Here is a 22,056-nt window from a genome sequence, read left to right on the forward strand (position 1 = left end):
TAATTTGCGGCGTTTAAAATGTACCGTTTTTATTCTATTGGTCTGCATGCAGACCAGTATTGCTGCTTACTCGCAGCGCATCACGCTCAATGTACGAAATATACCATTAGAGACTGTGCTGGACAATATTCAGTCACAAACAGGATATCTGGTATTGTATAACAATGAATTGATAAAGAATGTGGGGAAGGTACAAGCCAACTTTCGCAATCTGGAGTTAAACGCAGCTATGCAAGCCATCTTGCAGGGACTTCCATTAACCTATGACATTCAAGGAAAAACGATACTGATCAAGCCATCTCCTGCCTCCCAAAATGAAGCGAACCGTGCACAAACCATCCAGGAACGTATATCGGGCAAAGTCGTCAACGAAAAAGGAGAACCCCTATCGGGTGTTTCCGTCGGTACGATAGATCGGACCGCTAGTACCCAAACAAATCAACAAGGCAACTTTGAACTGAACGGGATCACGGGAAATGCCGTATTGCGTTTTTCCATGTTGGGCTACCAACGTGTGGAGTACCCGGCAAACAAACTACCCTCGCCCATCATCCTGATACAGGAAATCAGCAATCTTGATGAAATCATCGTCACAGGCTATGGTGTACAGCAACGGAGAAGCATCACCGGAGCGATGTCGACAGTGAAGGGTGAAGATTTCGAAAACATGCCCGTACAGTCTCTAGACAAAGCTATACAAGGACGGGCAGCAGGTGTATTGGTACAGACCTCCACAGGAGTACCCGGAGGAGCTACTCGCATTAATATCCGCGGAGTCGGATCTGTCAGTGGCGGAACAGAGCCTATGTATATCATAGATGGTGTACAACTAAACAGTGACTCCCCGAGCAGCCGAACCTCTACCAATCCACTGGCCTATATCAACCCCAATGACATCGAATCCATCGAAGTACTAAAGGACGCCGCAGCCGCAGCCGTCTACGGTGCTCAAGCTGCTAATGGTGTAATTTTGATCACGACAAAAAAAGGAAAAGCAGGCAAGGCCCGGTTTAACCTAAACTATTATGAAGGAGTTTCTGCTCCTATCAAACGAATGGATGTGCTGAATAGCCAGGATGCGATACTACTACGCCAAGAAGCGCTGCTAAACAACAATCCCAGTCTTAGCCCTGCTGCAGCTCTGGCTCAGGCACTAACCGACATGGGCGCAAGGCCAGACCTGACTGAAGAAGAACTAGCGGCATTGCCTACCTATGATTGGCAGGGAGAGGCATTCAAAACAGGCAATGTTCGCAACATAGAATTCAATACCTCAGGAGGTACGGATAAATCAAGCTTTTATCTGTCGGGTTCCTATAATAAGCACCAGGGGAATGTCACCAACATAGATTTCCAGCGTGGGAACTTCAAGGTACGGCTTAATCAGGAGGTTACCCCGCGATTGCATCTGGATGCCGGAGCCAACTTGAGCATGATCACACAAAACGGCAATACAGGCTCGCAGGGTAGCACTACAGGATCCGCTGCTCCACAATATACAGCTTCTTATATGCCTCCTACCGTACCCATATACAATGAAGATGGCACGTTCAATGCTTATGAAGGAATGCCTGGCACAGGTTTCAATCCCATACAGGCGGCTACTGTAGATGACAACATCGTACGCCAACGGGCATTGATCGGTAATTTCTCTGCCTCTTACAAAATACGAGACAATCTGACATTCAAGTCCTTTTACGGAATAGACTACCGTTTTATCCGAGCTGACTATTACCGCGATCCACGTACACCCAATGGTGCGACCTGGAATGGATATTTGATCGATGATAATACGGAAAATGTAAATTTCACCACCAACCAGGTATTAAATTACAATACTAAGATCAGCAGCAATCACAGTATCTCAGCCTTGTTAGGTGCCGAATACAGGAGCGATGTACGGGAATACGAATCGGCCAGAGCAAATAATTTCCCTACCTATCAACTCCGTACCAACCAATCGGCAGCCGAACCTTATTCGGTCACGGGTTCATGGAGCGGAAGCCGAAGACTGGGTTTTTTTGGACAAGCCAATTATGATTATAAGAACAAGTTGTTCCTGTCTGCCGTAGCACGTTATGACGGTTCTTCCCGTTTCGGTGCCAACAACCGTTTTGGATTTTTTCCCGGTATTTCAGCAGGATGGGATATGGCCAAAGAACAATTTCTCGACCAGGCAAATTGGGTGGAACAATTAAAGCTTCGGGCCGGGTACGGAGTCGTGGGCAACGATCAAATAGGGAATGTCTCTGCGCGGGGCTTCTATCAAGGTGGAACACGGTACAATGAAAACGCGGCTCTTCGCCTACAAACCTTGGAAAACCTTGAGTATGGTTGGGAGCGAAATACCTCTGCCAATATTGGTCTGGACTTTCAGGTACTTAAAAGCCGTATTTCGGGAACCATCGAAACCTTCCATCGCACAAGTGAAAAATTGCTATTTAACAGACCACTACCCGAAACCAGTGGTTTCAGCAATGTCGATGACAATATAGGCCGGCTCGTCAATAAAGGTTTGGAAATAGACCTCAATACGGTCAATGTCTCTGCCAAAAATTTCCAATGGCGCACCAACTTCAATATTGCCTTTTTGCATAATGAGCTCAAAGAGCTATATGATGGTTTGGATGCAACTTCCAATACTGTTCGGGTGGGGTATCCACTGAAAATATGGTATCGCGCCCGGTACGCAGGAGTCAATTCGGCAAACGGACGTTCGATGTGGTATGATGCGAACGGAAATATTACCTATTCCTTGTCCTCTGCAGACAATGTACCTACTAAAAAAGGGTGGCAGTCCGATTATTTTGGTGGGTTGACCAACACCTTTTCCTATAAGGGGTTCGAATTGAGTACACTGTTCCATTTTGATATGGGACGCTACATGGCCAATACCATGTACCAGGTCTGGTACAACGTCATGAGCAATCCGGGCAGAAACACCTTACAGGAGCTTTATGACGAACGATGGACAACTCCGGGACAAATCACGCATGTTGCAAGACCCGTTGCAGGAGGAGCAGAAAGCAACAGCAGCACCAGAAGTTCGACGACGACCCAATTCCTGCACGATGCTTCCTTTATCCGTTTACGTGAAATTACGTTAGGATATCAATTCCAGCCGAACTTATTAAGCAAATTGAATCTTTCCAGACTACGGGCATACGTCACTGCAGTCAACTTGCACACATGGACTAAGTGGATAGGATATGACCCTGAGTTTGCCGTATACGGATCAGTTGAAAACAATAGCGGAATTGTTCCACAGACCATGAGTGTGACAGCCGGTATTCAAGTTGGATTTTAACAGGTAATCAAAATGAACACATATATCAAGAAATCAACGATCATCACCTGTCTGGCAGGAAGCCTATTGCTATCCGCTTGTGACAGAATACTAGACGTGACACCCAAACAATCTATCGATTCTCGTATAGCACTTGAAAGTCCAGAGGCGATCAAGGCTTCATTAAATTCGGTCTATGCCTATCTCAGACAGGCAAGTCAATACGGCAGGGATCTGATTGCCATACCTGAGTTACTGGCCGACAATACGGATCATACCAACAATCCTACCGAATTGTACAGTCATTTCCGCAACCAACCGGGTGCCCACATGGGTATATGGGGCAGCAGCTACTCGGCGATCAATGAGATCAACAACATACTCCTTGCCTTGGAAAATCCACCTGTAGGAGTCAATAACGAACTTAAAGAAACCATAGCCGGCCAGGCCCATTTTCTTCGCGCACTTTATTATCACAATCTATCCAAGATATATGGATACGATCCTAAAGCCAGTGTAGATGAAGTTAACTATGGTAGTGTTCCGTTGATGTTGGATGCCGTACGGAAGACAGACCAGGTGACCTATCCATCCAGAGCCTCGGTAGAAGACGTCTATGCCCAGATCTACGAGGATTTGGAAACGGCATATAATCTTCTAAATGGTAAGACAGTAGATGCTTCCAATCCCGAATATTATGCTTCTGCCGCAGCAGCAGCAGCTTTATTTTCCCGTGTGGCACTTTATAACGAAGATTACGATCGTGTCATTGCCGAGGCAGCATCGGCACTGGAATTGAGTGGCGCCAAATTCATGACAAATAGTACATATATCGCAGGCTGGCGTCAGATGAAACTGCCCGAATCCATATTTGAGGTGGTTTTTCATTTAGGTGACTACACCGACCCCGTCAACGAATCCTTACGGGTAACCTTCACTTCGCGCCAAACGCTGAGTGCTACTGCATTTTCCAATCGTGGTAACGTCGTCGTAGGTGCTGATCTTTATGGCAGATATGCCTCCAATGATGTACGCAGAGGCCTGTTCATGAATGGGGTCGGCAGGAATGCCAGCCGCATAGAGATCACTAAGTACCTGAGCCGAAGCGCTGTGAACCATGACAACGTACCTGTGATACGTGTCTCCGAAGTTTATCTGAACCGGGCAGAAGCTTATGCCAAATCCACTCCTGCCCAGGAAGAGCTCGCAAGGCAGGACGTGAATGTTATACGCGAGCGTGCTGGACTTACACCTGTTTCGGAAAGCCTTTCGGGGCAGGCCCTTATCGATGAGATATTGCTACAAAGAAGGTTGGAATTGGCCTTCGAAGGACATCGTTTCTTTGACCTTAAACGTCAGGGAATGGACATCATCAAACCCATAGGCAATGTACGCTTTGACGAACCACGCATATTGGCACCTCTACCGTATACAGAAACACAGCGTAATATCAATTTGAAACAGAACTTTGATTTTTAAGTTTGACGATCAAAATACATTGAAAATGATTTTAACACCGATAAAAATAGCAAAACGTATAGGCACTTTATGTACTATAATGTTGGTTTTATCTACCTTGACTTCCTGTTTCAAGGATTTCACGGAAGATTTTCTGTTCACAGAAAAAATGATTGAAATAGATGCTGCGACCTGGGAAAGCAAGGCGCCTGGCAAGACCTATCCCATAAAAGGTCCCTACGAGAAAGGCATTGGTATCCAAACATTTCAGGTCAATCTGATCGGCGGCCTTATGGCTACAGATCAAGTGGTAAGTTACCGTATCGTACCAGAGGAAACAACGGCAGTAGAAGGAATCCATTATAGCCTGCCTAACAACGGAAGCTTTGTGATCCCTGCAAACAGCACTACCGGCTATCTGACGTTGGAGATCCTAGATTTTCCAGCAGAGTCCGGCACACATACCGTCGTATTGGAACTGGTCGGCAACGATCAGATAAAAGTAAGCGAAAACTACAAGCGGCTCGGTGTCTCCATCCTGTTGACCGGACCGCCTAGCGAAGAACATGCATTGCACACACAGCTAGGACCGGATAGTTACTTCAACAGTATCTATTTTGATCCACTGAATCCACACATTCCTGCCGATATCAGACAACGGATCGAACAGTCTGCTACAAACCTGGCAGCACAAACAGGTGGCCCACGTAGACTGCAAAGCATGTACATCTATTTTGGCAACGACAATTTAGTGACGGTAGTTGCACAATATTATGGAGGCGGAGGTAATAGCTTGACGGCCGGTCCTATTGCAACATGGACCTATGAGATGGTATTGGATGCCCAGGGTGTGGGTAGGCTTGAATTTAAAGAAGCTAACGGCAATGGTAATTCACAACGGACCAATTTCTTCCCGATCCTAGGCGATTATCTGGAAAAATACGAGTTTAAAGTCGATTGGGTAGACCCGGGCATTATGACACCTGCCCGTCCGGAAGTACAATTGGGGGGATTGTTCCGTACGGATGATCCGGCTTCGTATATCTTGGGGCCACTAGCGACGTTAAATGCTACGGGTACAATAAGGCCTTTCCCGTCATCGCCAGTGATGCACGAGCTCTTTACAGACGGCAATGGAGGATATTATACGACTCTGTATATCGATCCGGCTTCGACTACGCAATCGCCGGCTTTCCAAACACGTTGGCAAGAGGCCTATGATCATATCGTGACGACTTCTTCCGGAAGACAACTACACAAAATGCTATTCTATTTCAATCCTACCTTCAATTTCCAGGACGTACGCGTAGTCAACTATTACTATACCTCTTCGGGAGGAAAGATATTAGGGCAGATGCGTTTCCAATGGAGGGTGGACTATGATGGTCATGTCAAGCCATTTGCATTTATTTATCAGGATGCCAATGGTAATGCTACCCGCGCACCACAGATCATCGACAATTTCCTGATGACAACAGAGTTTGCTATGAGCCGTACCGGAAACCGGATCCGGTTCACAAGCGTAGACGATCCATCGGTGTATTTTGAAGGGGAACTGAGTAACCACCCATTGAATGTCAATACTTTTTGGCCGGAATAAGAAGAAGTAAACTATATTAGAAAAATAAGAAGGAGGAGATATGTTTATAAACAGCATGAAGGTAATCATACTGATTTTTGTAGGGATAATTGGCTTAGGGGCTTGCTCAAAAGAGAACAATCCCCCTGCCCAGCCACCAAGTGGTGACGGGATAACCAAAGTGGATGATATGGTCTATCGGTATATGAGCCAGAATTCCGTACCGGGAGCAACGTTGGCCGTATCACGCAATGGTAAGCTGGTCTATACCAAAGCCTATGGCTTTGCCGATAGAGAAAGTGGCGAACGTATGAACGTGAATACCCGATCCCGGATATCCAGTATTTCAAAAACGGTAACAGCCATTGCCATCATGAAACTGATGGAGGAAGGCAAATTGAATTTGGACGACAAGATATTTGGCACCGGTGCCCTTTTAGGTAATGATTTTGGCACACAGCCCTATAAAACACACATCACCAGCCTCACGGTCAAGCACTGCCTCTCGCACCATGTGGGTGGATGGGGCAATGCCAGCAATGACCCTACGATGAGGAATCCGAGTATGGATGCCACACAATTGATCTCAGACATCATTAACAACGTGCCGCTAAGCAACGCTCCGGGTACAAGCTATGCCTATTCCAACGTGGGGTTCATGATATTGGGCAGGGTCATCGAAAAGATCAGTGGTAAGAGCTATGAGCAATATGTCAAAGATGAAATCCTCAGCCCTATCGGTATCACGACCATGGAGATCGGTGGCAACACTTTGGCCGATCAAAAAACCAACGAGTCCAAATATCACAATACCAGTGCTTATACCGGTAATTTTGCGCGACGGGATGCCAATGGAGGCTGGATCGCCACAGCGACGGATTTAGTGCGTTTGTTTGTGCGTATCGATGGATCTGCAACAGTTCCCGATATACTGCAAAACACGACTTTACAGACCATGACCACACCGCCTTTCAACTATCAGAATTATGCGTTGGGCATCACACTCAATGGAAGTACATGGTCGCATGGTGGTTCTTATTCTGGGAGCAGAAGTCATTGGTTACGCACAGGGTCAGGCTTTGTAGCGGCTATCATGGTGAATGGCGATGCCAATGCCAACAACTTACAGACATTGCTTGAAAATATCGTTGCTGCATCGGTAGAATGGCCTAATGAGGATTTGTTTAAATAAAAAACTAAAAATGATAATCAAGCAATACAAAGTTTTACTCGGTCTATTGTTATGTGTGCCTTTTTGTTCTAAAGCACAAACCTTACAGGACACATTGAACAAGATTGACGCCCTGTTTGAGCATGTAAACCAACAGACACCGGGAGTATCAGTGCTGGTAAGCCGTAACGGACAAATCCTGTACCACAAGCATAAAGGGATGGCTGATCTGGAACACAGTACACCGATTACCGACAGTACACGCATAGAAGCCGGATCCGTTTCCAAACAATTTACGGCGACAGCCATACTGATATTGGTGCAAGACGGAAAAATAGGGTTGGACGATGACGTCCGCAAGTATATTCCCGAACTACCCGGCTATGAAAAAACCATCACAGTACGGCATCTGCTCAACCACACCAGCGGGTTGAAAGATTGGGGTGTAGTAGCTTCTCTGGGCGGTTGGCCACGTGGCACACGCGTCTACACGAATGAACTTGCCTTAGACTACATTGTCAAACAGCCTACGCTTAATAATATTCCCGGAGATGAATATCTGTACAGCAACTCCAACTACACGCTACTGACACTTATCGTAGAACGCGTTTCCGGGGAAAAATTGGCAGATTTTACACAGGAACGTATCTTTAAACCCTTAGGTATGCATGCGACGAGCTGGCGCACGGACTTTCAGCATATCGTACCTCATCGGGCAATCGGTTATGACAAAACAGGTCGCCAATATCAGATGGTCATGCCCTTTGAAAATACATACGGCCATGCTGCATTGCTGACTACAGTAGCTGATCTGGACAGATGGAATACCAGTTGGAAGAACAGCCCATTGGGCGGTAATACACTGCTTAAACTACGTACAGAACGTGGCGTATTAAACAATGGAGATACGATCCGCTATGCCGGGGGAGTGTTCGTTGACACCTATAATGGCCATCCGATGGTCAGCCATACCGGTGCCACAGCGGGTTATCGTGCCGTATTGTCCTATTTTCCCGAAACATCCCTTTCCATCGTCTATCTCTCCAATGATGCCAGCTTACCCACATCTAAAATGGGTAACGGTATCGCTGCTATATTTTTTGGCAAAAAACAAGCAATATCCGCAAGTGAAAAAAAAATAAGCGAAATACCGAAGTATCTGTTAAGCCATACGGAATTAATGGAGTTTCAAGGCCGTTATGTAAGTGCGGCGTGTGAGGGTGAGCTTGTGGCTACCATTGAAAATGAAACTACTTTGACGATGACCTCCAAATCCAACAGAAAAAGGAAATTGAAACCCACTGCCAAAGATATGTTTTCACAAGGCGCAGAAACTAGTTTTCTTTTCAAAAGAGACGGACAAGATAAGATCAAAGGTTTTTACATAAGTGTCCCACGGGCTAGAAATGTGTGGTTCGAACGCGTAGACAAATAAATAAGGAATATTACAAAAGATGCTTTAATATGAAAAAACATATAGGGATAATATCTTTATTCAAGCAAGGATGGATAATACTTTTAGCTCTATTTTTTGCTTGTGATAGCCCAAACAGAAATTCATCATCTTCTTATCGTGTCGCCGTCGCAAGTTTTATGCATGAAACATGCACTTTTTGTCCGGGCGAAGAACCCAGTATTGAAGATTGGACATATAGAGGTGCCCCGTTAAAGGGTGATGAAGTCCTGCACGGAGCAAAAGACTGGGAAAGCAACGATTATATCCAGGGATTTGTCCAGCAAGCCAAACAGTTTGACAATATGTCACTTATCGGTCTTTCGAGTCCACGAGATGTATTCGGAGGCTCGTCCAGAACATGGAATAAGCAAGAGGCATTTGACCATTTCGTAAATTTGATGTTGGAAGATCTCAAAGCCGCTTTACCCGTAGACGGTGTATTCTTAGCTTTGCACGGCGCTATGGCCGTCAGAGGCATTGATCGTCCCGAAGCCGAGATAGCTAAGCGTTTTCGGGAAGTTGTAGGACCAAATATACCCATTGTAGCCACCTTTGACCTGCACGGCAATGAAGATCAGGACTTCCTGAAATGGGCGGACGGCACCTTTGTGACCAAACGTTTTCCGCACTACGATTCATACGCACAGGGAGAACGTGCCGCACGTTATATCCATCAGATGATGCGCGGTGAATACCATCCAACAAAAGCCGTCAAACAAGTACCTATATTGACCGCTACCGTGCTACAATGGACGGGGCAATCGCCTATGATGAATATCATGGAACGGGCTAGACGGTGGGAAGACGAATACCCTGGTGCATACGTCAATGTATTTCTTGGTTTTCCTTGGTCGGATGTACCGGATGTCGGAACCTGTGTACAGGTCATGACCAACAATGACCAAACGCTGGCAGATAAGATTGCAGATGACATGGCTGAATTTATCTGGCGTGTGCGTCAAGGCTGGAGCCAAGGGGAGTTTCTACAACCCGAAGAGGCTGTAAAACAAGCACAACAGGCCATTGTCAATGGTAAAACGCCTGTCATCCTCGCCGATTATTGGGATCGTCCCGGAGATGGCACATGGACCCTCCACGAACTCATTAAGCAACGAACAAACAAAGTATTATACGCCGCTCTGACAGATGTACATGCTTTGGAGGAAATCTGGAACAAAAATTTACAACCCGGTGCCTCCTTCGATATGTCTGTAGGTGGATATACGGGCGAACAAGCAGGAAAACCTGTCCATATTGCCGGAAAATTGGTTTGGAAAGGTGCCGTTTGGGGTTATGATCGCGTGGCGGCTATAGCATTTGGCGACGGTAATATTTTAGTACTCACTCCAGGGTATCAGCAGTGTATCACTCCCGAAGAATTGCAATTTGGGCCCGTGAATCCAGATGATTACGATGTCATCGTGCTGAAAAGCCGTGTCCACTTCCGAAGAGGCTTTGATGAGACGGGATATGCCCCGAGTATCTTCATTGTGGATGCACCCGGTGACTGGTTTGGCACGACAAGATTGGAAGCCTTGAAATACAACAATATCCATATCAAGGATTTCTATCCTTTTGGAGAGGTAAAATTTCCATAGGTATCTACTAAAAACAAACAGGAGGGTACCTAAAAGCTTATCATGCCGTCATTTCGAGGAGGTACGACGAGAAATCTATGGCTAAGCATTTATTTTTTAACTTTTTGAAAATAAGTCGATTAAATTTCACCCATAGATTTCTCTCTTCATTCGAAATGACGATTAGATGAATTGTCAGACCTTTTTAGACAGCCCCTTTCATAATGTAACAAAACCGCAACATTGGGAAATTGACTCACCCCCTGTTAAACCCTCGATACATTCGTCCTGTCATACCACCACAATGACGTTTAACTAAAAAGGTATAGACATGAAAAAGGGGTTCATCGCATCAATCATAACGGCAGCCGTTATAGTGCTACTCAGTATTTTTGCCCTACCAAAAGCAAATGCCCAAGGTTACGGAGCGGTATCGTTCGATCTTTTCTACGACGAACTATCCCCTTACGGCTTTTGGGAGAACGACCCAAACTACGGTGACATTTGGTTTCCGAACGTTCCTGCGGGCTTCCGTCCATACAATACCAACGGATATTGGGTCATGACCGAATATGGCAACACCTGGGTCTCCAACTACGATTGGGGTTGGGCACCTTTTCATTACGGCAGATGGGTCTATACCTCTTATAGAGGCTGGGGATGGATTCCAGGGTATGAGTGGGGCCCCGCATGGGTAGAATGGCGCTCCGGCAATGGTTATTATGGCTGGGCTCCGATGATGCCCCGCGTAGGTGTGCATGTCTCCATAGGCATTCCGGTCAACTTGTGGATATTTGCCCCGACAAGACATATCTTTGCCCGTGACGTATACCGCTATTGCTATGTGGGTCGGAGGAATATCTATAGCCGTACGACCATCATCAACAATACATACATCGTCAACAACCGCCACTATTATGGCGGACCTTCACGTAGGGATATGGAACGGACCACCGGTCGCCGTGTCTCTGTACACAATGTACGTCAATCCGAACGTCCGGGGGCTTCCCGTACAGACAGACGCTCCGTATCGATCTATAGACCCGATATGGACCGTAACAGATCGACATCACGACGCACGGAAGGAACTACGCGTGAAACCCGTGGCAATGAACGTATTTCCTCCAATAGAAACAATCAAGGCACGACCCGCAGAGCTGACAATAGACAGTCTGCTGACATCAGCCGTACAGATAGAAATACCCGGTCTGCCGAAAGTAACCGGGCCAACAGCAACAACACATCGAGGCGTGAGCTCTATATTGACAAGGACGGACGCGCGACCATGCGGGATGGCAATAATAACAACCGCTCGCGTCAAACCGAAAATACCGAACGGAACGCTACCCGTCCCGCTGAAAGACAGGTAAACCGTCAAACCGAGCAAAGGCGACAACCGCAGGTGCAAAGAAACGAACAACGGGAAAACCGTGCTCAAAACAGAGGAGGCAACGTAGAAAGGACCTCTCCTCCCCGTTCGTCTACACCACAAAGGCAGGAAAGAAATACACAACCGGAACGCACACAGCAGCAGCCTGCACGCCAAAGAGCTAATACACAACCCGTACATCAAGCTAGCAGCAGCAGATCCTCCGGCAACAGTGTGACACGTCAAAGAACAAATGCTCCACAAGCACAACAGTCCGGTAGCAGAAATTCAAGCATCACGCGCCAGAGCACTCCCCGCGTCGAAAGAAGCAGCTCGGCAACGCGCTCTTCGGGTAGTGCAGCTTCTTCAAACCGTGCAGGAAGAAGCAGCGAACGCAGCAGCTCCGGAAGAAGATAAATGTTTATGGTTTTTTTGTTTAATTGAAATGTTGAAAGCGGGTAAGATTAAAATCTTACTCGCTTTTTTTGTAGATATTCCCTAATATTACATAAAAAACAACATGAGTATGGTCAGACTTCATTCCCTATTGGACAATGATTTTTACAAGTTCACGATGCAATATGCCGTGATCAAGCTCTTCCCTCGAGCCCAAGCCCGCTATCAATTTATTAATCGGGGCAAACACCAGTACCCTGCGGGTTTTGATGTCTGTCTTCGCGAGGCTATTGATCAAATGGCAGAGCTCCGCCTCACTCCTGCTGAAAAAGTATTCTTTGCGGATACCTGTCCTTATATAGATCCCACTTATTTTGATTTTCTACAAGGCTATCGCTACGATCCAAATGAAGTCGTCATCAAACAAAAAGGTTCGGAGCTTTCTGTCCATATCGAAGGCTATTGGTATCGTACAATATTGTGGGAGGTCCCCATTATGGCCTTGATCTGCCAGCTTTACTACGAGATGACAGGGTCGCAACGTGTTTCGGATGAAGAGGTGACGAATATTGTCACGCAAAAGATGGACAAATATGACACACTACATATTACGATTGCTGATTTTGGCACACGTAGACGGCATTCGTACGATGTACACGATCTGGTCATCCAGACCTTGAAAAACCATCCTTCCTCTACTTTTATAGGTACCAGCAACGTACATTTTGCCATGAAATACAAGACCAAACCGATCGGTACACATGCCCACGAATGGTTTATGTTTCATGCGGCCAAATACGGTTACAAGATGGCCAACCTACTTGGGCTGGAGCATTGGGCAGATGTGTACCGAGGCGATCTGGGCATAGCCCTTTCAGACACGTACACAACAGAAGCTTTTTTCAAACAGTTTGACAAAAAACTCACCAAACTGTTTGACGGGGTACGGCACGATAGTGGTGACGCTATTGAATTTGCCGAAAAAACCATTGACCACTACCGTAGCAAAGGTATCGATCCTTTGTCGAAGACCATTATTTTTTCGGACGGACTGGATTATGAAAAAGTAGAAAGAATTGTCCATTTTTGCGAAGGCAAAATAGGCCATTCATTCGGGATAGGCACGGACTTTACAAATGACGTGGGTTTGCCCCGGATGAACATCGTCCTTAAAATGACCGAAGCCCAGCCGGATGAGGATGAATGGACACCGGTCATCAAACTATCGGACGAGCCTATGAAACACACGGGCAGTCCCGAAGAAATCGAGATGGCCATCAAATACCTGCAAATCGATGAACACGCATAGAGATGTCTACGGAGAAGCATTATATGATTATTATCAACATGAAAAATTAGCTGCTCCATTGCTGCTCCATAACTCGTATGGCGAGGCTGAAGAAATGCCCATAGAGGTTTTCTTTAAAGAAGAGGAAGATTTTCCAGAGCTGGAGTTTATTGCACTTTCACTTTGTGATGGAAAGATCTTGGATGTAGGAGCAGGAGCAGGAGCTCATGCTTTGTACTTGCAACAAAAAGATTTTGACGTTACCGCTCTTGATCTATCGGCAACAAGTTGCCATATCTTACAGCAACGAGGTATACAGAAAGTTTTACAAGGCGATATTTTTGAATTAAAAGATCAAAAGTACGACACGCTTCTGTTTTTGATGAATGGCATCGGTTTGGCCGGGACAGTGGAGAGATTCAAGAAACTACTTGCACATTGCAAGACTTTACTGACAGACAAAGGGCAACTGCTCTTTGACAGTTCGGATATTTCGTATCTGTACGAGGATTTCGGCATACCTAAGCCTTCTCACTATCTTGGTGAGATCAGCTATCAATACGAGTATAACGGGCAACGGGGCACCCCTTTTCGCTGGCTCTATCTTGATCAAGGGACACTCATTAAGATTGCACACGAGGAAGGTTGGGTCGTACAGATCTTGTTCGAGGATGAAAGCGATCAGTATCTTGTGCGTATGGAACCGAAGAAATAGAATAAGGACAGGAGAGCAAAGAACAAAGATATTTTGTGTCCTTGTTCTTTGTTCCTTTCATCCTTCATCTACTCATGTCCTTCTGTACCGTCAGCACCGTGTGCATGACCATGTGACAGCTCTTCAGCAGTAGCGGGACGTACAGCTAAGATCTCGATATCAAAGTTCAACATCTTGCCAGCCATAGGATGATTTAGATCTGCTACAACCGCTTCAGGAGTGACTTCGATGACTACTGCACGAAATTGGTTACCTTGGTTGTCCTGCAAAGGAAGTACTTCGCCAACAGGAGGCAAACCCATTTCGGCAAACATATCTGCCGGCAATTGTGCGATCGCTCTATCGTCTCTCTCACCATAAGCGTCTGCTGCTTCCAGCTGGAAAGAGGTTTTGTCTCCGACAAGAAGTCCGCCAATGTTTTCTTCAAACTTCGGAAGCATCATCCCCGCACCGTATAAAAAAGTAAGTGGATTGTCAGTTGTTGTCTGTTCTACAAACGTTTTTTCACCATTTGCCTCAACAGTATGAAGCGTGTAATTCAACGTGACGACGTTGTTGTTTTCTATTGCCATTTTGAGTTGTTTATGCGGGAGTGTTCCCTATATTATGATTTAATTAATTCAATGAGCTGTGCAATCGACTCTTGCGGAAGACTACAGGTTCTGTGACGACAAAGGTAGGCTTTTGATTCCAAACCTTCTTTATCCATTAACAAAGGAAGTGAACTTTTTGTTCCGCCCAATGTGATTTTGTTGGGGATATATTGGGTCAAATCCAATTCTCTGCGCCATTCTTGGGCGTCATTTCCCATTAAGGCGATTTCATTCGTACCATAGTGATATTCCAATAACTGTATACCCCAGTTAGAATAGGCAGAACCATAGCTTTTGATATATGGAAAGACATTGGCAAAGACCTGATCGGCAATAGTAGTGTATTGGTCCTGATCAAACAGTATCCCTAACTTATATAACTGACGAACAATGGTCGAAGAAGACGCAGGAATAACGTTGTCCATGATCTCACTTTTGCGCGCAATAAGTTCTTCTGCGTCAGTCGCGGTGTAGTAAAATGTTTTTGCTTCGGCATCATAAAATGAAGCTATTGCTTTGTCGGTTAACCCCTTGGCCTCCAAAAGCCAATTTTCATCAAACGTCGCTTCGTACAAAGCAACAAATGCTTCTATCGTAAACGCATAGTCATCCAAAAAAGCGAATATCTGCCGGTTTTGGTCGGCAGGTTGATGCAGGAGCCTGTTTTCATGACAACAGTCTGTTTGTATGAATCGAGCTATACCTAAGGCCAGCTCAAGGTATTCCGAATGATCAAATACACGGTAGGCATCCACCAATCCTTTCAGCAACAAGGCATTCCACGTGGTCAGCTGCTTGTTGTCCCTCGCAGGACGAACTCTTTTGGATCTATAGGTCAATAGTTTGGTCTTGATTTCTTTGAGATATTGTTCCCATTCCTCTTCTGTAAACCCTGCTTCCCGGATGAGATGATGATTGTCGGGATTTACAAATGGAATATTGATCTGCTCTTCTGCCCAATTTCCACTTTGGGTCAGGTTGAAATATTGCCTGGCCAGATCGGCATCTGTCCCCAACACATCCAACTCTTCGTATTCGAACGTATAAAACTTGCCTTCTATCCCTTCACTGTCGGCATCCAATGCGGCGTAGAAACCACCATTCCTGGCCAACATTTCCCGCTGTGCCCAAGCAATGGTCTCTTGGACAACCTGTTTGTACAAGGAGTTAGGTCGTTGTTGATAGGCTTCGCTATAAAGGCTGATGAGTTGTGCATTGTCGTACAGCATCTTCTCAAAATGTGGAACGTGCCACTTTCCATCGACCGAATAACGGGCAAAACCTCCCCCGATATGATCGTAAATTCCCCCATTGGCAATCTTTTCCAATGTAAAATGCACATGATCCAGAACGTCCCGATCTTTGGCCAGTACTGCGTAGCGTAAAAAAAATAGCCAATTGTTGGGCAACGGGAATTTAGGCACACGTTTATATCCGCCTTCCTTTGGATCGAATTGTTCTCTCCAAGGATGTACGACGTCCTGTATGTCACGCAAGGTGTATTGTTCGGGAATCTCCGCTATCGGTAAACGTTCGGCTTGATGGATACCGGTCGTCAGTCTTTCGGCATAGTCAATGGCTGTTTCGGGTGTTTCTTCCCACATTTGGGCGATTTGCAATAAGACGTTTTGCCAGTCCTGCGGTCTGAAATAAGTTCCCCCATATATCGGCCTACCATCAGGCAGACAAATCACATTCAATGGCCAACCGCCCGAATTGGTCATCAACTGTACGGCAATCATGTAGATCTGATCAATGTCGGGACGCTCTTCGCGATCTACCTTGATCGATACATACAGTTTGTTCATCGTCTGTGCGATAGCTTCGTTTTCAAAACTTTCGCGTTCCATGACATGACACCAGTGGCAAGCCGAGTAACCTATGCTGACGACAACAAGTTTATTCTCTTTCCTGGCCAGTGTAAGGGCTTCCTCTCCCCAAGGCATCCAGTTCACCGGATTGTGTGCATGCTGAAGGAGATAGGGGGAAGTTTCGTTTTGTAGTTTGTTTGCCATGTAAGACAAAGGTAGGAAATAAATGGTAGAGACGTAAGATCGGGTCCGCGATAGTTGAGGTAGAGGTATATTAATTTTTTATGATCATGATAAACGGAGGAATAAATTAATCAATTTTTCTTTGTGCTCAAGCCACACAGGCTCCTACTTTTTTTCCGCAAAAAAGTAGGCAAAAAACTCGCCGCTTTGGACATTTGACACAATGGTAGTGCTTCCACCTGCTATTGTCAAATCTCCGGAGGCGGCATTTTTAGGGAATGTAAGGATAGTGCTTGCAATAGAAAACCATAGTTCTTTGGGGAAGTGCTTTCTATCCAAATAGTTTGCAGATGCCGTATTGATGTACAGGTAAAGGAATCCTTTGTGGATAGCGAACCGCCCATTCCATCAGCAGCGGCAAAAATAGCCCTGCAACGGGGGGGACTGTGAGGTGGGATGCCCCTGGCTCCGTTCAGTTTTGTCGATGGGACCGTGTGCAATGGCCTTGGGGAGACAAAACCAAGGGCAGTAGTTGCAGGGCTATTGCGTATAGGGTTTGTGTGACAAGCTGCCTTGGAATGGGCAAGCACCTTGGTCCTTGGGTGCTTCCAAGGACTAGGCCTCCGCGGCCATTGAGCGGTATGAAAGTGATAAAGAAAACCTCCGTTTAATTTTATCAATAACATTAAGATACTGTTATCCTTTTATCTACTCAGTAATAACTGTTTTTAAAGTTGCCGTACCTCCGGACAGGTCCTTGAAATCAAGGCCCTCCTCTAATTCGAGGATAGCAACATGGGATGTTTTGAGATCAACGTATACATTGGTCAGGTAAGTAGTCAATTCGGATATGCCGGGATTGTGCCCAAATACCAACAGGGTGTCCACGTCCATGGATGTTTTGTTGATCGCATGTAGGATATCCAGATGATAGGCTTCGTATATGCTTTTGTCCTGTAGGATCTGATCCATCGGATAGCCGATGATTTCGCTGAATAAATAAGCTGTCTGGATAGCCCGGTTGGCAGAAGAGGAAAGTATTTGGGTCGAGGGTGTTGGATGAAGCTGTTGTGCCAATGTACTGGCGATTTGTACTGCCCTTTCTTTTCCTTTTTCAGTGAGGTTGCGGTCATAATCCCGCTTGCCAAAAGTGTATTCCTCAGCTTTGGCATGACGGATCAGATAGAGGGTTTTCGTTTTCATCTTTTAAAGGTAACGAACTTCTTTGTTTTTCTTCCGGTATCCTATCTGATTTTTGTTTAGTACATGACTCTTTTGGCTCGCGCATATCTACCGGTAGGTACTCGCGAGCCTTATTGAGGGCTCTGTTAGGAAAGAAACCTTTTACAAACTTTAAATATGAGGAAGAAGGGGCAGTATTGGGAAGAATGGTTTGTTTTTCTTCGGGAGGCGAATATGGAATAGATAAGGGGGCTCTCTCCCTCATTTTTTAAACAACTTTTTAAATTTACGCTTAACCGATTTTCTCATTTTTTTGAATTTCCACTTAAATATGCGGACATTTTTCCAAAAGTTGGCATCACTTGGTATGTGGTTGACCGTTGCCAACAGTTCTTTTGCAGTTTGTTCCACATTCAATTTCTCCATTGTAATTTCACGTAGCTTTTTACCATCACCCGGATTGTATTTTTCAAGTTCGCGCACAAGGTCATTTTCGTCGAACTCCAGATTACGGTAGCGCCCTGAACAATTGAACCGAACAAACTTATCAAACAATTCGGGTTCCAAATAACCATCAGCTTTATTGTTGTTATAGTCACGACTATCAAAGACGATACAAGGTCTTCCACAGGCCATGGCATCATAAACTGACCGTCCAATGCCAACTACCAAATCGGCTCTGTTGATCTCATGCTCAATGTCGAATGTAGGATTCTTAAACTTGTTGAAATGGATAAACTTCACCCCTTTTTTACTACAGGCTTTAGCCAATAGTTCATTCGCTTCTTCGCTTTGGCATAGTGAAAGAACCACTTTCAGTTCTTCATTAACCTCGTTTATAGGATATTTTTGATGAATATCAAGTCCGTTTAATACCAACTCATTGGGATAGCCTTTTTTGGTAAGACTTTCACAAACCTCTTCGGTAATCCCTACGTGGTAGTCCGCATAAATGGATGGTTGTTCGAGTTCCAAAATAGCCCCGTGGCAGATTTGTACCACCGGACCTCGATCGTGGATAGCCTCTACGGTTAAGTTGTGGGTAGCCAAGATCAAATCATATTGATCTCTTGACATGAACTGGACACCAAGTTCACTTTTCACACGCTCTGCAAGCTGACCTTGGTGCACCGCAAAAAACTCTACTTCAACATTTTCCTGCTTGCGCAACTCATTCAGTAGGTCATATGTATAAAGCTCTGCTCCTCCTATGTGATCTAATCGATAAATACCTACCAATACCCTCGTGGGGGTTTCTGTCAATTTATTCATATGTTACGGCAAATCATTTATGGCAATTATATATAATTCTAACCAAAACATTCCGTCATGTTGAGCGAAGCACAGCGGAGCCGAAACATCTCATCTAAGAAGGCGTTAACTATGATGAGATTTGCTTCGCAGCTGCCTTCGGCGGTCTTCCGCTCCACTTCGTTACGGTCATAATGACGATGTTGTTTTTGTTGGTCATTAAAGTATATAATTACCTTATTTATAACGTGAAGTCATGGCATAATGCTACAAGGATTCTTCACTTTCGCTCCGTCATCTTGTCTTTAATATTTATCCATAATGCACAACGGGTTGCGAATATATAAAAATAATGTTAATTCTTTATTTGACGCCGTTTGATTTACCCTCCTCCATACTAAAAACAGTTCGATACCGTTAAAAACATAGTTTCCCAACTAGGGTACCTTTTTCCTGTGTCTCTTGTCGCTTCGCTATATATACTCGAATCCATCCACCAATCCCGGTGACAATTTGAAATGCACCCAAATTATATTTTGATTGAAAAGATAAATGGTATCTTTGCTCGTGGCAAAATTATACTTGAAAAATGAACGTGAAATTTTCCGTTATTACCATCAACTACAATAATGCACAAGGATTAGTGAACACAATAAAAAGTGTTATTGAACAAGACTACAAGAACTTTGAATACATTATTATTGATGGTGGCAGTACAGATGGGAGCACTGAAATTATTACACAATATCAAAACCATATCGATTATTCCGTTTCAGAAAAAGACAATGGAATATATCATGCGATTAACAAAGGTATAAAAGCTGCCAGTGGAGATTATGTCATTTTTATGAATAGTGGGGATCGGTTTTACGATACACATACATTGACAGCCTATGTCGACAATATCACATCAAGCGAATACGGAGTATATTATGGCAATTCTATTGGCCTTTTTCAATCCAACAATCAAGTTCAACTTAAACAACCGGAAGATTTAAATTTGTCCTTTTGGTTCTTTAATTCATTGAGTCATCAAGCAACTGCCATAAACAGAAAACTGTTCGATGTATACGGATTATATGATGAAAACATGGAAATTACTTCCGATTGGCAGTATTTCGTAGAGCTATTTTTACTGAGAAATGTTAAGTTTAAATATATAGATCGGGACATGGCATACTATGATATGCATGGCATATCTTCGGATCCTGCTATGGCTGCAAAGAATTTAAACGAAAGAGAGATCTTCATTAAAGAGAGATTACCTCAATTTTGGGAAGAATATACGATCTTGAAAGAATTAAGAAGCCCCACACACAAAAGACAAACACATTTCGAATACATCCAGACTTTTCCATTTGCTTATCGCATTTTAAAAAGTTTTATGGATCTCATTTTGTTGTTTCTCCCAAGCAATAAGGAAAAGAAATAGGTTAGCTAAAATTGGACAGATAAATAGAACTTTAAAGACGCATGAATAAGGAAGTAGCAATCATAGTTCAACGATATGGTTTGGAAGTAAACGGTGGTGCAGAATACCATGCTCGGCTATTGGCAGAACAGCTTTCACAACAATATAAAGTACAAGTACTGACGACCACAGCTTTAGATTATGGTTCCTGGGCTAATCACTATTCTGCGGGTGTAGAAGTAATTAATGGAATACATGTCCATCGATTTCCAACACTTCGCACACCTCCGAGAAGAACCCGCGTAGCGCGTAGAGCTATAAGTAAAAAGAGAAAATATTTTAAAATCTTAAAAAGACTAGGTGTATTTGATTTTTTAGATAAAAAATTCAACATTACACGGGTTAGACCTCAGGAAGTAGAGAATTGGATTATTGGACAGGGGCCCTATTGCCCTGAGTTGATTAGATACATAAAAGAGCATAAGGAACAGTTTGATGCTTTTATTTTCTTTACCTATTTGTATTATCCTACTTTTAAAGGGATGCCACTAGTGAAAGACAAAGCCATCTTTATTCCTACTGCCCATGATGAACCACTTCTTTACACACTGCCGTACACAAATATATTCTCCGTACCAAAATTTATCATGTACAATACGGAGTCCGAGAAGAAGCTGATAGAAAGTCATTTTAAAAACCCTACTAAACAAAGTGATATAGCTGGGGTAGGCATAGAAAAATATAGAGGAGAAGAAGGTGTACTTCCCGATACACTTCAGCAAAAAAAATATTTTGTATACATAGGGCGTATCGATGTACATAAAGGCTGTGATCAGATGCTGGAATATTTTATACAATTCCAAGATAAATATCCTGAATATAAAGAATATAAGCTGGTGCTCGTAGGAAAAAATTATATGGAGAAAAGCTACGATCACCCTGCTATTATGTATACAGGGTTTATTGATGAAGGACTAAAGTATACGCTTTTGCGAAATGCCAGAGCAATGATTATGCCTTCATTTTATGAAAGCCTTTCTTTAGTAACCTTGGAAGCGATGTATGAAGAAATACCTGTTATTGTGAATGAAGAATGTGAGGTACTGTACGCACATATCTTTAAAAGTCAAACTGGTCTTTCATACAACTCACCAGAGTCTTTTTTCAAATCGCTTGAACACTATATCTTAAAGTCCGAGAGAGATTTAGCGGAAGAAGGAAAAAAGGCAAAACAATATGTGTCGGATCATTATACTTGGAAAAAAGTTTTGGACAAATTTGAAAATAGTATTGCTTTTGTCTCAAAAACATAACCTATCGATAAAAATAC

General features: G+C 44.3%; 15 protein-coding genes. 11 read left to right on the top strand and 4 right to left on the bottom strand.

Going from position 1 to position 22,056, the window contains the following annotated elements; translation table 11 throughout:
• Positions 1-46 precede the first annotated feature (46 nt).
• The 9 genes from G5B00_RS07185 (at position 47) to G5B00_RS07225 (ending at position 14,295) form a co-directional block, all read left to right on the top strand.
• The gene (locus G5B00_RS07185) at positions 47-3,307 is read left to right on the top strand and encodes a SusC/RagA family TonB-linked outer membrane protein (RefSeq protein ID WP_163872697.1); all 3,261 of its coding nucleotides are present in this window, start codon (positions 47-49) and stop codon (positions 3,305-3,307) included.
• Positions 3,308-3,319: 12 nt separating this feature from the next.
• Positions 3,320-4,765 carry a RagB/SusD family nutrient uptake outer membrane protein gene (locus tag G5B00_RS07190; protein WP_163872700.1) on the top strand — a complete coding sequence of 482 codons (1,446 nt, stop codon included), beginning with the start codon at positions 3,320-3,322 and terminating at the stop codon, positions 4,763-4,765.
• Positions 4,766-4,913: 148 nt separating this feature from the next.
• Entirely contained in the window at positions 4,914-6,344 is a 1,431-nt protein-coding gene (locus G5B00_RS07195; protein ID WP_163872703.1) for a DUF4843 domain-containing protein, read from the top strand.
• Between the two features lie 55 nt (positions 6,345-6,399).
• Positions 6,400-7,515, top strand: coding sequence for a serine hydrolase domain-containing protein (locus tag G5B00_RS07200; RefSeq protein WP_163872706.1), 1,116 nt, complete (start codon positions 6,400-6,402; stop codon positions 7,513-7,515).
• Between the two features lie 10 nt (positions 7,516-7,525).
• Positions 7,526-8,929: a serine hydrolase domain-containing protein gene (locus tag G5B00_RS07205; protein WP_163872710.1), complete on the top strand. Its 1,404-nt coding sequence runs from the start codon at positions 7,526-7,528 to the stop codon at positions 8,927-8,929.
• Positions 8,930-8,958: 29 nt separating this feature from the next.
• Positions 8,959-10,548 carry a M81 family metallopeptidase gene (locus G5B00_RS07210; RefSeq protein ID WP_163872713.1) on the top strand — a complete coding sequence of 530 codons (1,590 nt, stop codon included), beginning with the start codon at positions 8,959-8,961 and terminating at the stop codon, positions 10,546-10,548.
• Positions 10,549-10,858: 310 nt separating this feature from the next.
• Positions 10,859-12,313: a DUF6600 domain-containing protein gene (locus tag G5B00_RS07215; RefSeq protein WP_163872716.1), complete on the top strand. Its 1,455-nt coding sequence runs from the start codon at positions 10,859-10,861 to the stop codon at positions 12,311-12,313.
• Between the two features lie 109 nt (positions 12,314-12,422).
• Entirely contained in the window at positions 12,423-13,601 is a 1,179-nt protein-coding gene (gene pncB / locus G5B00_RS07220) for a nicotinate phosphoribosyltransferase (RefSeq protein ID WP_163872719.1), read from the top strand.
• On the top strand, positions 13,588-14,295 hold the full coding sequence (locus tag G5B00_RS07225) for a class I SAM-dependent methyltransferase (protein ID WP_163872727.1): 708 nt from the start codon (positions 13,588-13,590) through the stop codon (positions 14,293-14,295). The genes pncB and G5B00_RS07225 overlap by 14 nt, the downstream gene beginning before the upstream one ends.
• A 68-nt stretch (positions 14,296-14,363) precedes the next feature.
• On the opposite strand, the gene G5B00_RS07230 is transcribed toward G5B00_RS07225, so the two are convergent.
• The 4 genes from G5B00_RS07230 to G5B00_RS07245 form a co-directional block, all read right to left on the bottom strand.
• Positions 14,364-14,867 (bottom strand): peptidylprolyl isomerase, encoded by a 504-nt coding sequence (locus G5B00_RS07230; RefSeq protein ID WP_163872730.1) that lies wholly within the window; start codon positions 14,865-14,867, stop codon positions 14,364-14,366.
• A gap of 32 nt (positions 14,868-14,899) precedes the next feature.
• Positions 14,900-16,903: a thioredoxin domain-containing protein gene (locus G5B00_RS07235; protein ID WP_163872733.1), complete on the bottom strand. Its 2,004-nt coding sequence runs from the start codon at positions 16,901-16,903 to the stop codon at positions 14,900-14,902.
• Between the two features lie 687 nt (positions 16,904-17,590).
• Positions 17,591-18,085, bottom strand: coding sequence for a SixA phosphatase family protein (locus G5B00_RS07240; protein ID WP_163872736.1), 495 nt, complete (start codon positions 18,083-18,085; stop codon positions 17,591-17,593).
• A gap of 240 nt (positions 18,086-18,325) precedes the next feature.
• Positions 18,326-19,336, bottom strand: coding sequence for a glycosyltransferase (locus G5B00_RS07245; RefSeq protein ID WP_163872739.1), 1,011 nt, complete (start codon positions 19,334-19,336; stop codon positions 18,326-18,328).
• 568 nt (positions 19,337-19,904) lie between these two features.
• Here G5B00_RS07245 and G5B00_RS07250 point away from each other — a divergent pair.
• Together G5B00_RS07250 and G5B00_RS07255 are read left to right on the top strand one after the other, a co-directional pair.
• A complete protein-coding gene (locus G5B00_RS07250) occupies positions 19,905-20,747 on the top strand; it encodes a glycosyltransferase family 2 protein (RefSeq protein WP_163872741.1) in 843 nt (280 codons plus the stop codon).
• A gap of 41 nt (positions 20,748-20,788) precedes the next feature.
• Positions 20,789-22,039: a glycosyltransferase family 4 protein gene (locus tag G5B00_RS07255; RefSeq protein ID WP_163872745.1), complete on the top strand. Its 1,251-nt coding sequence runs from the start codon at positions 20,789-20,791 to the stop codon at positions 22,037-22,039.
• Positions 22,040-22,056: the final 17 nt, after the last annotated feature.

The organism is Parapedobacter sp. SGR-10 (assembly GCF_011030405.1).
Lineage (GTDB): Bacteria > Bacteroidota > Bacteroidia > Sphingobacteriales > Sphingobacteriaceae > Sphingobacterium.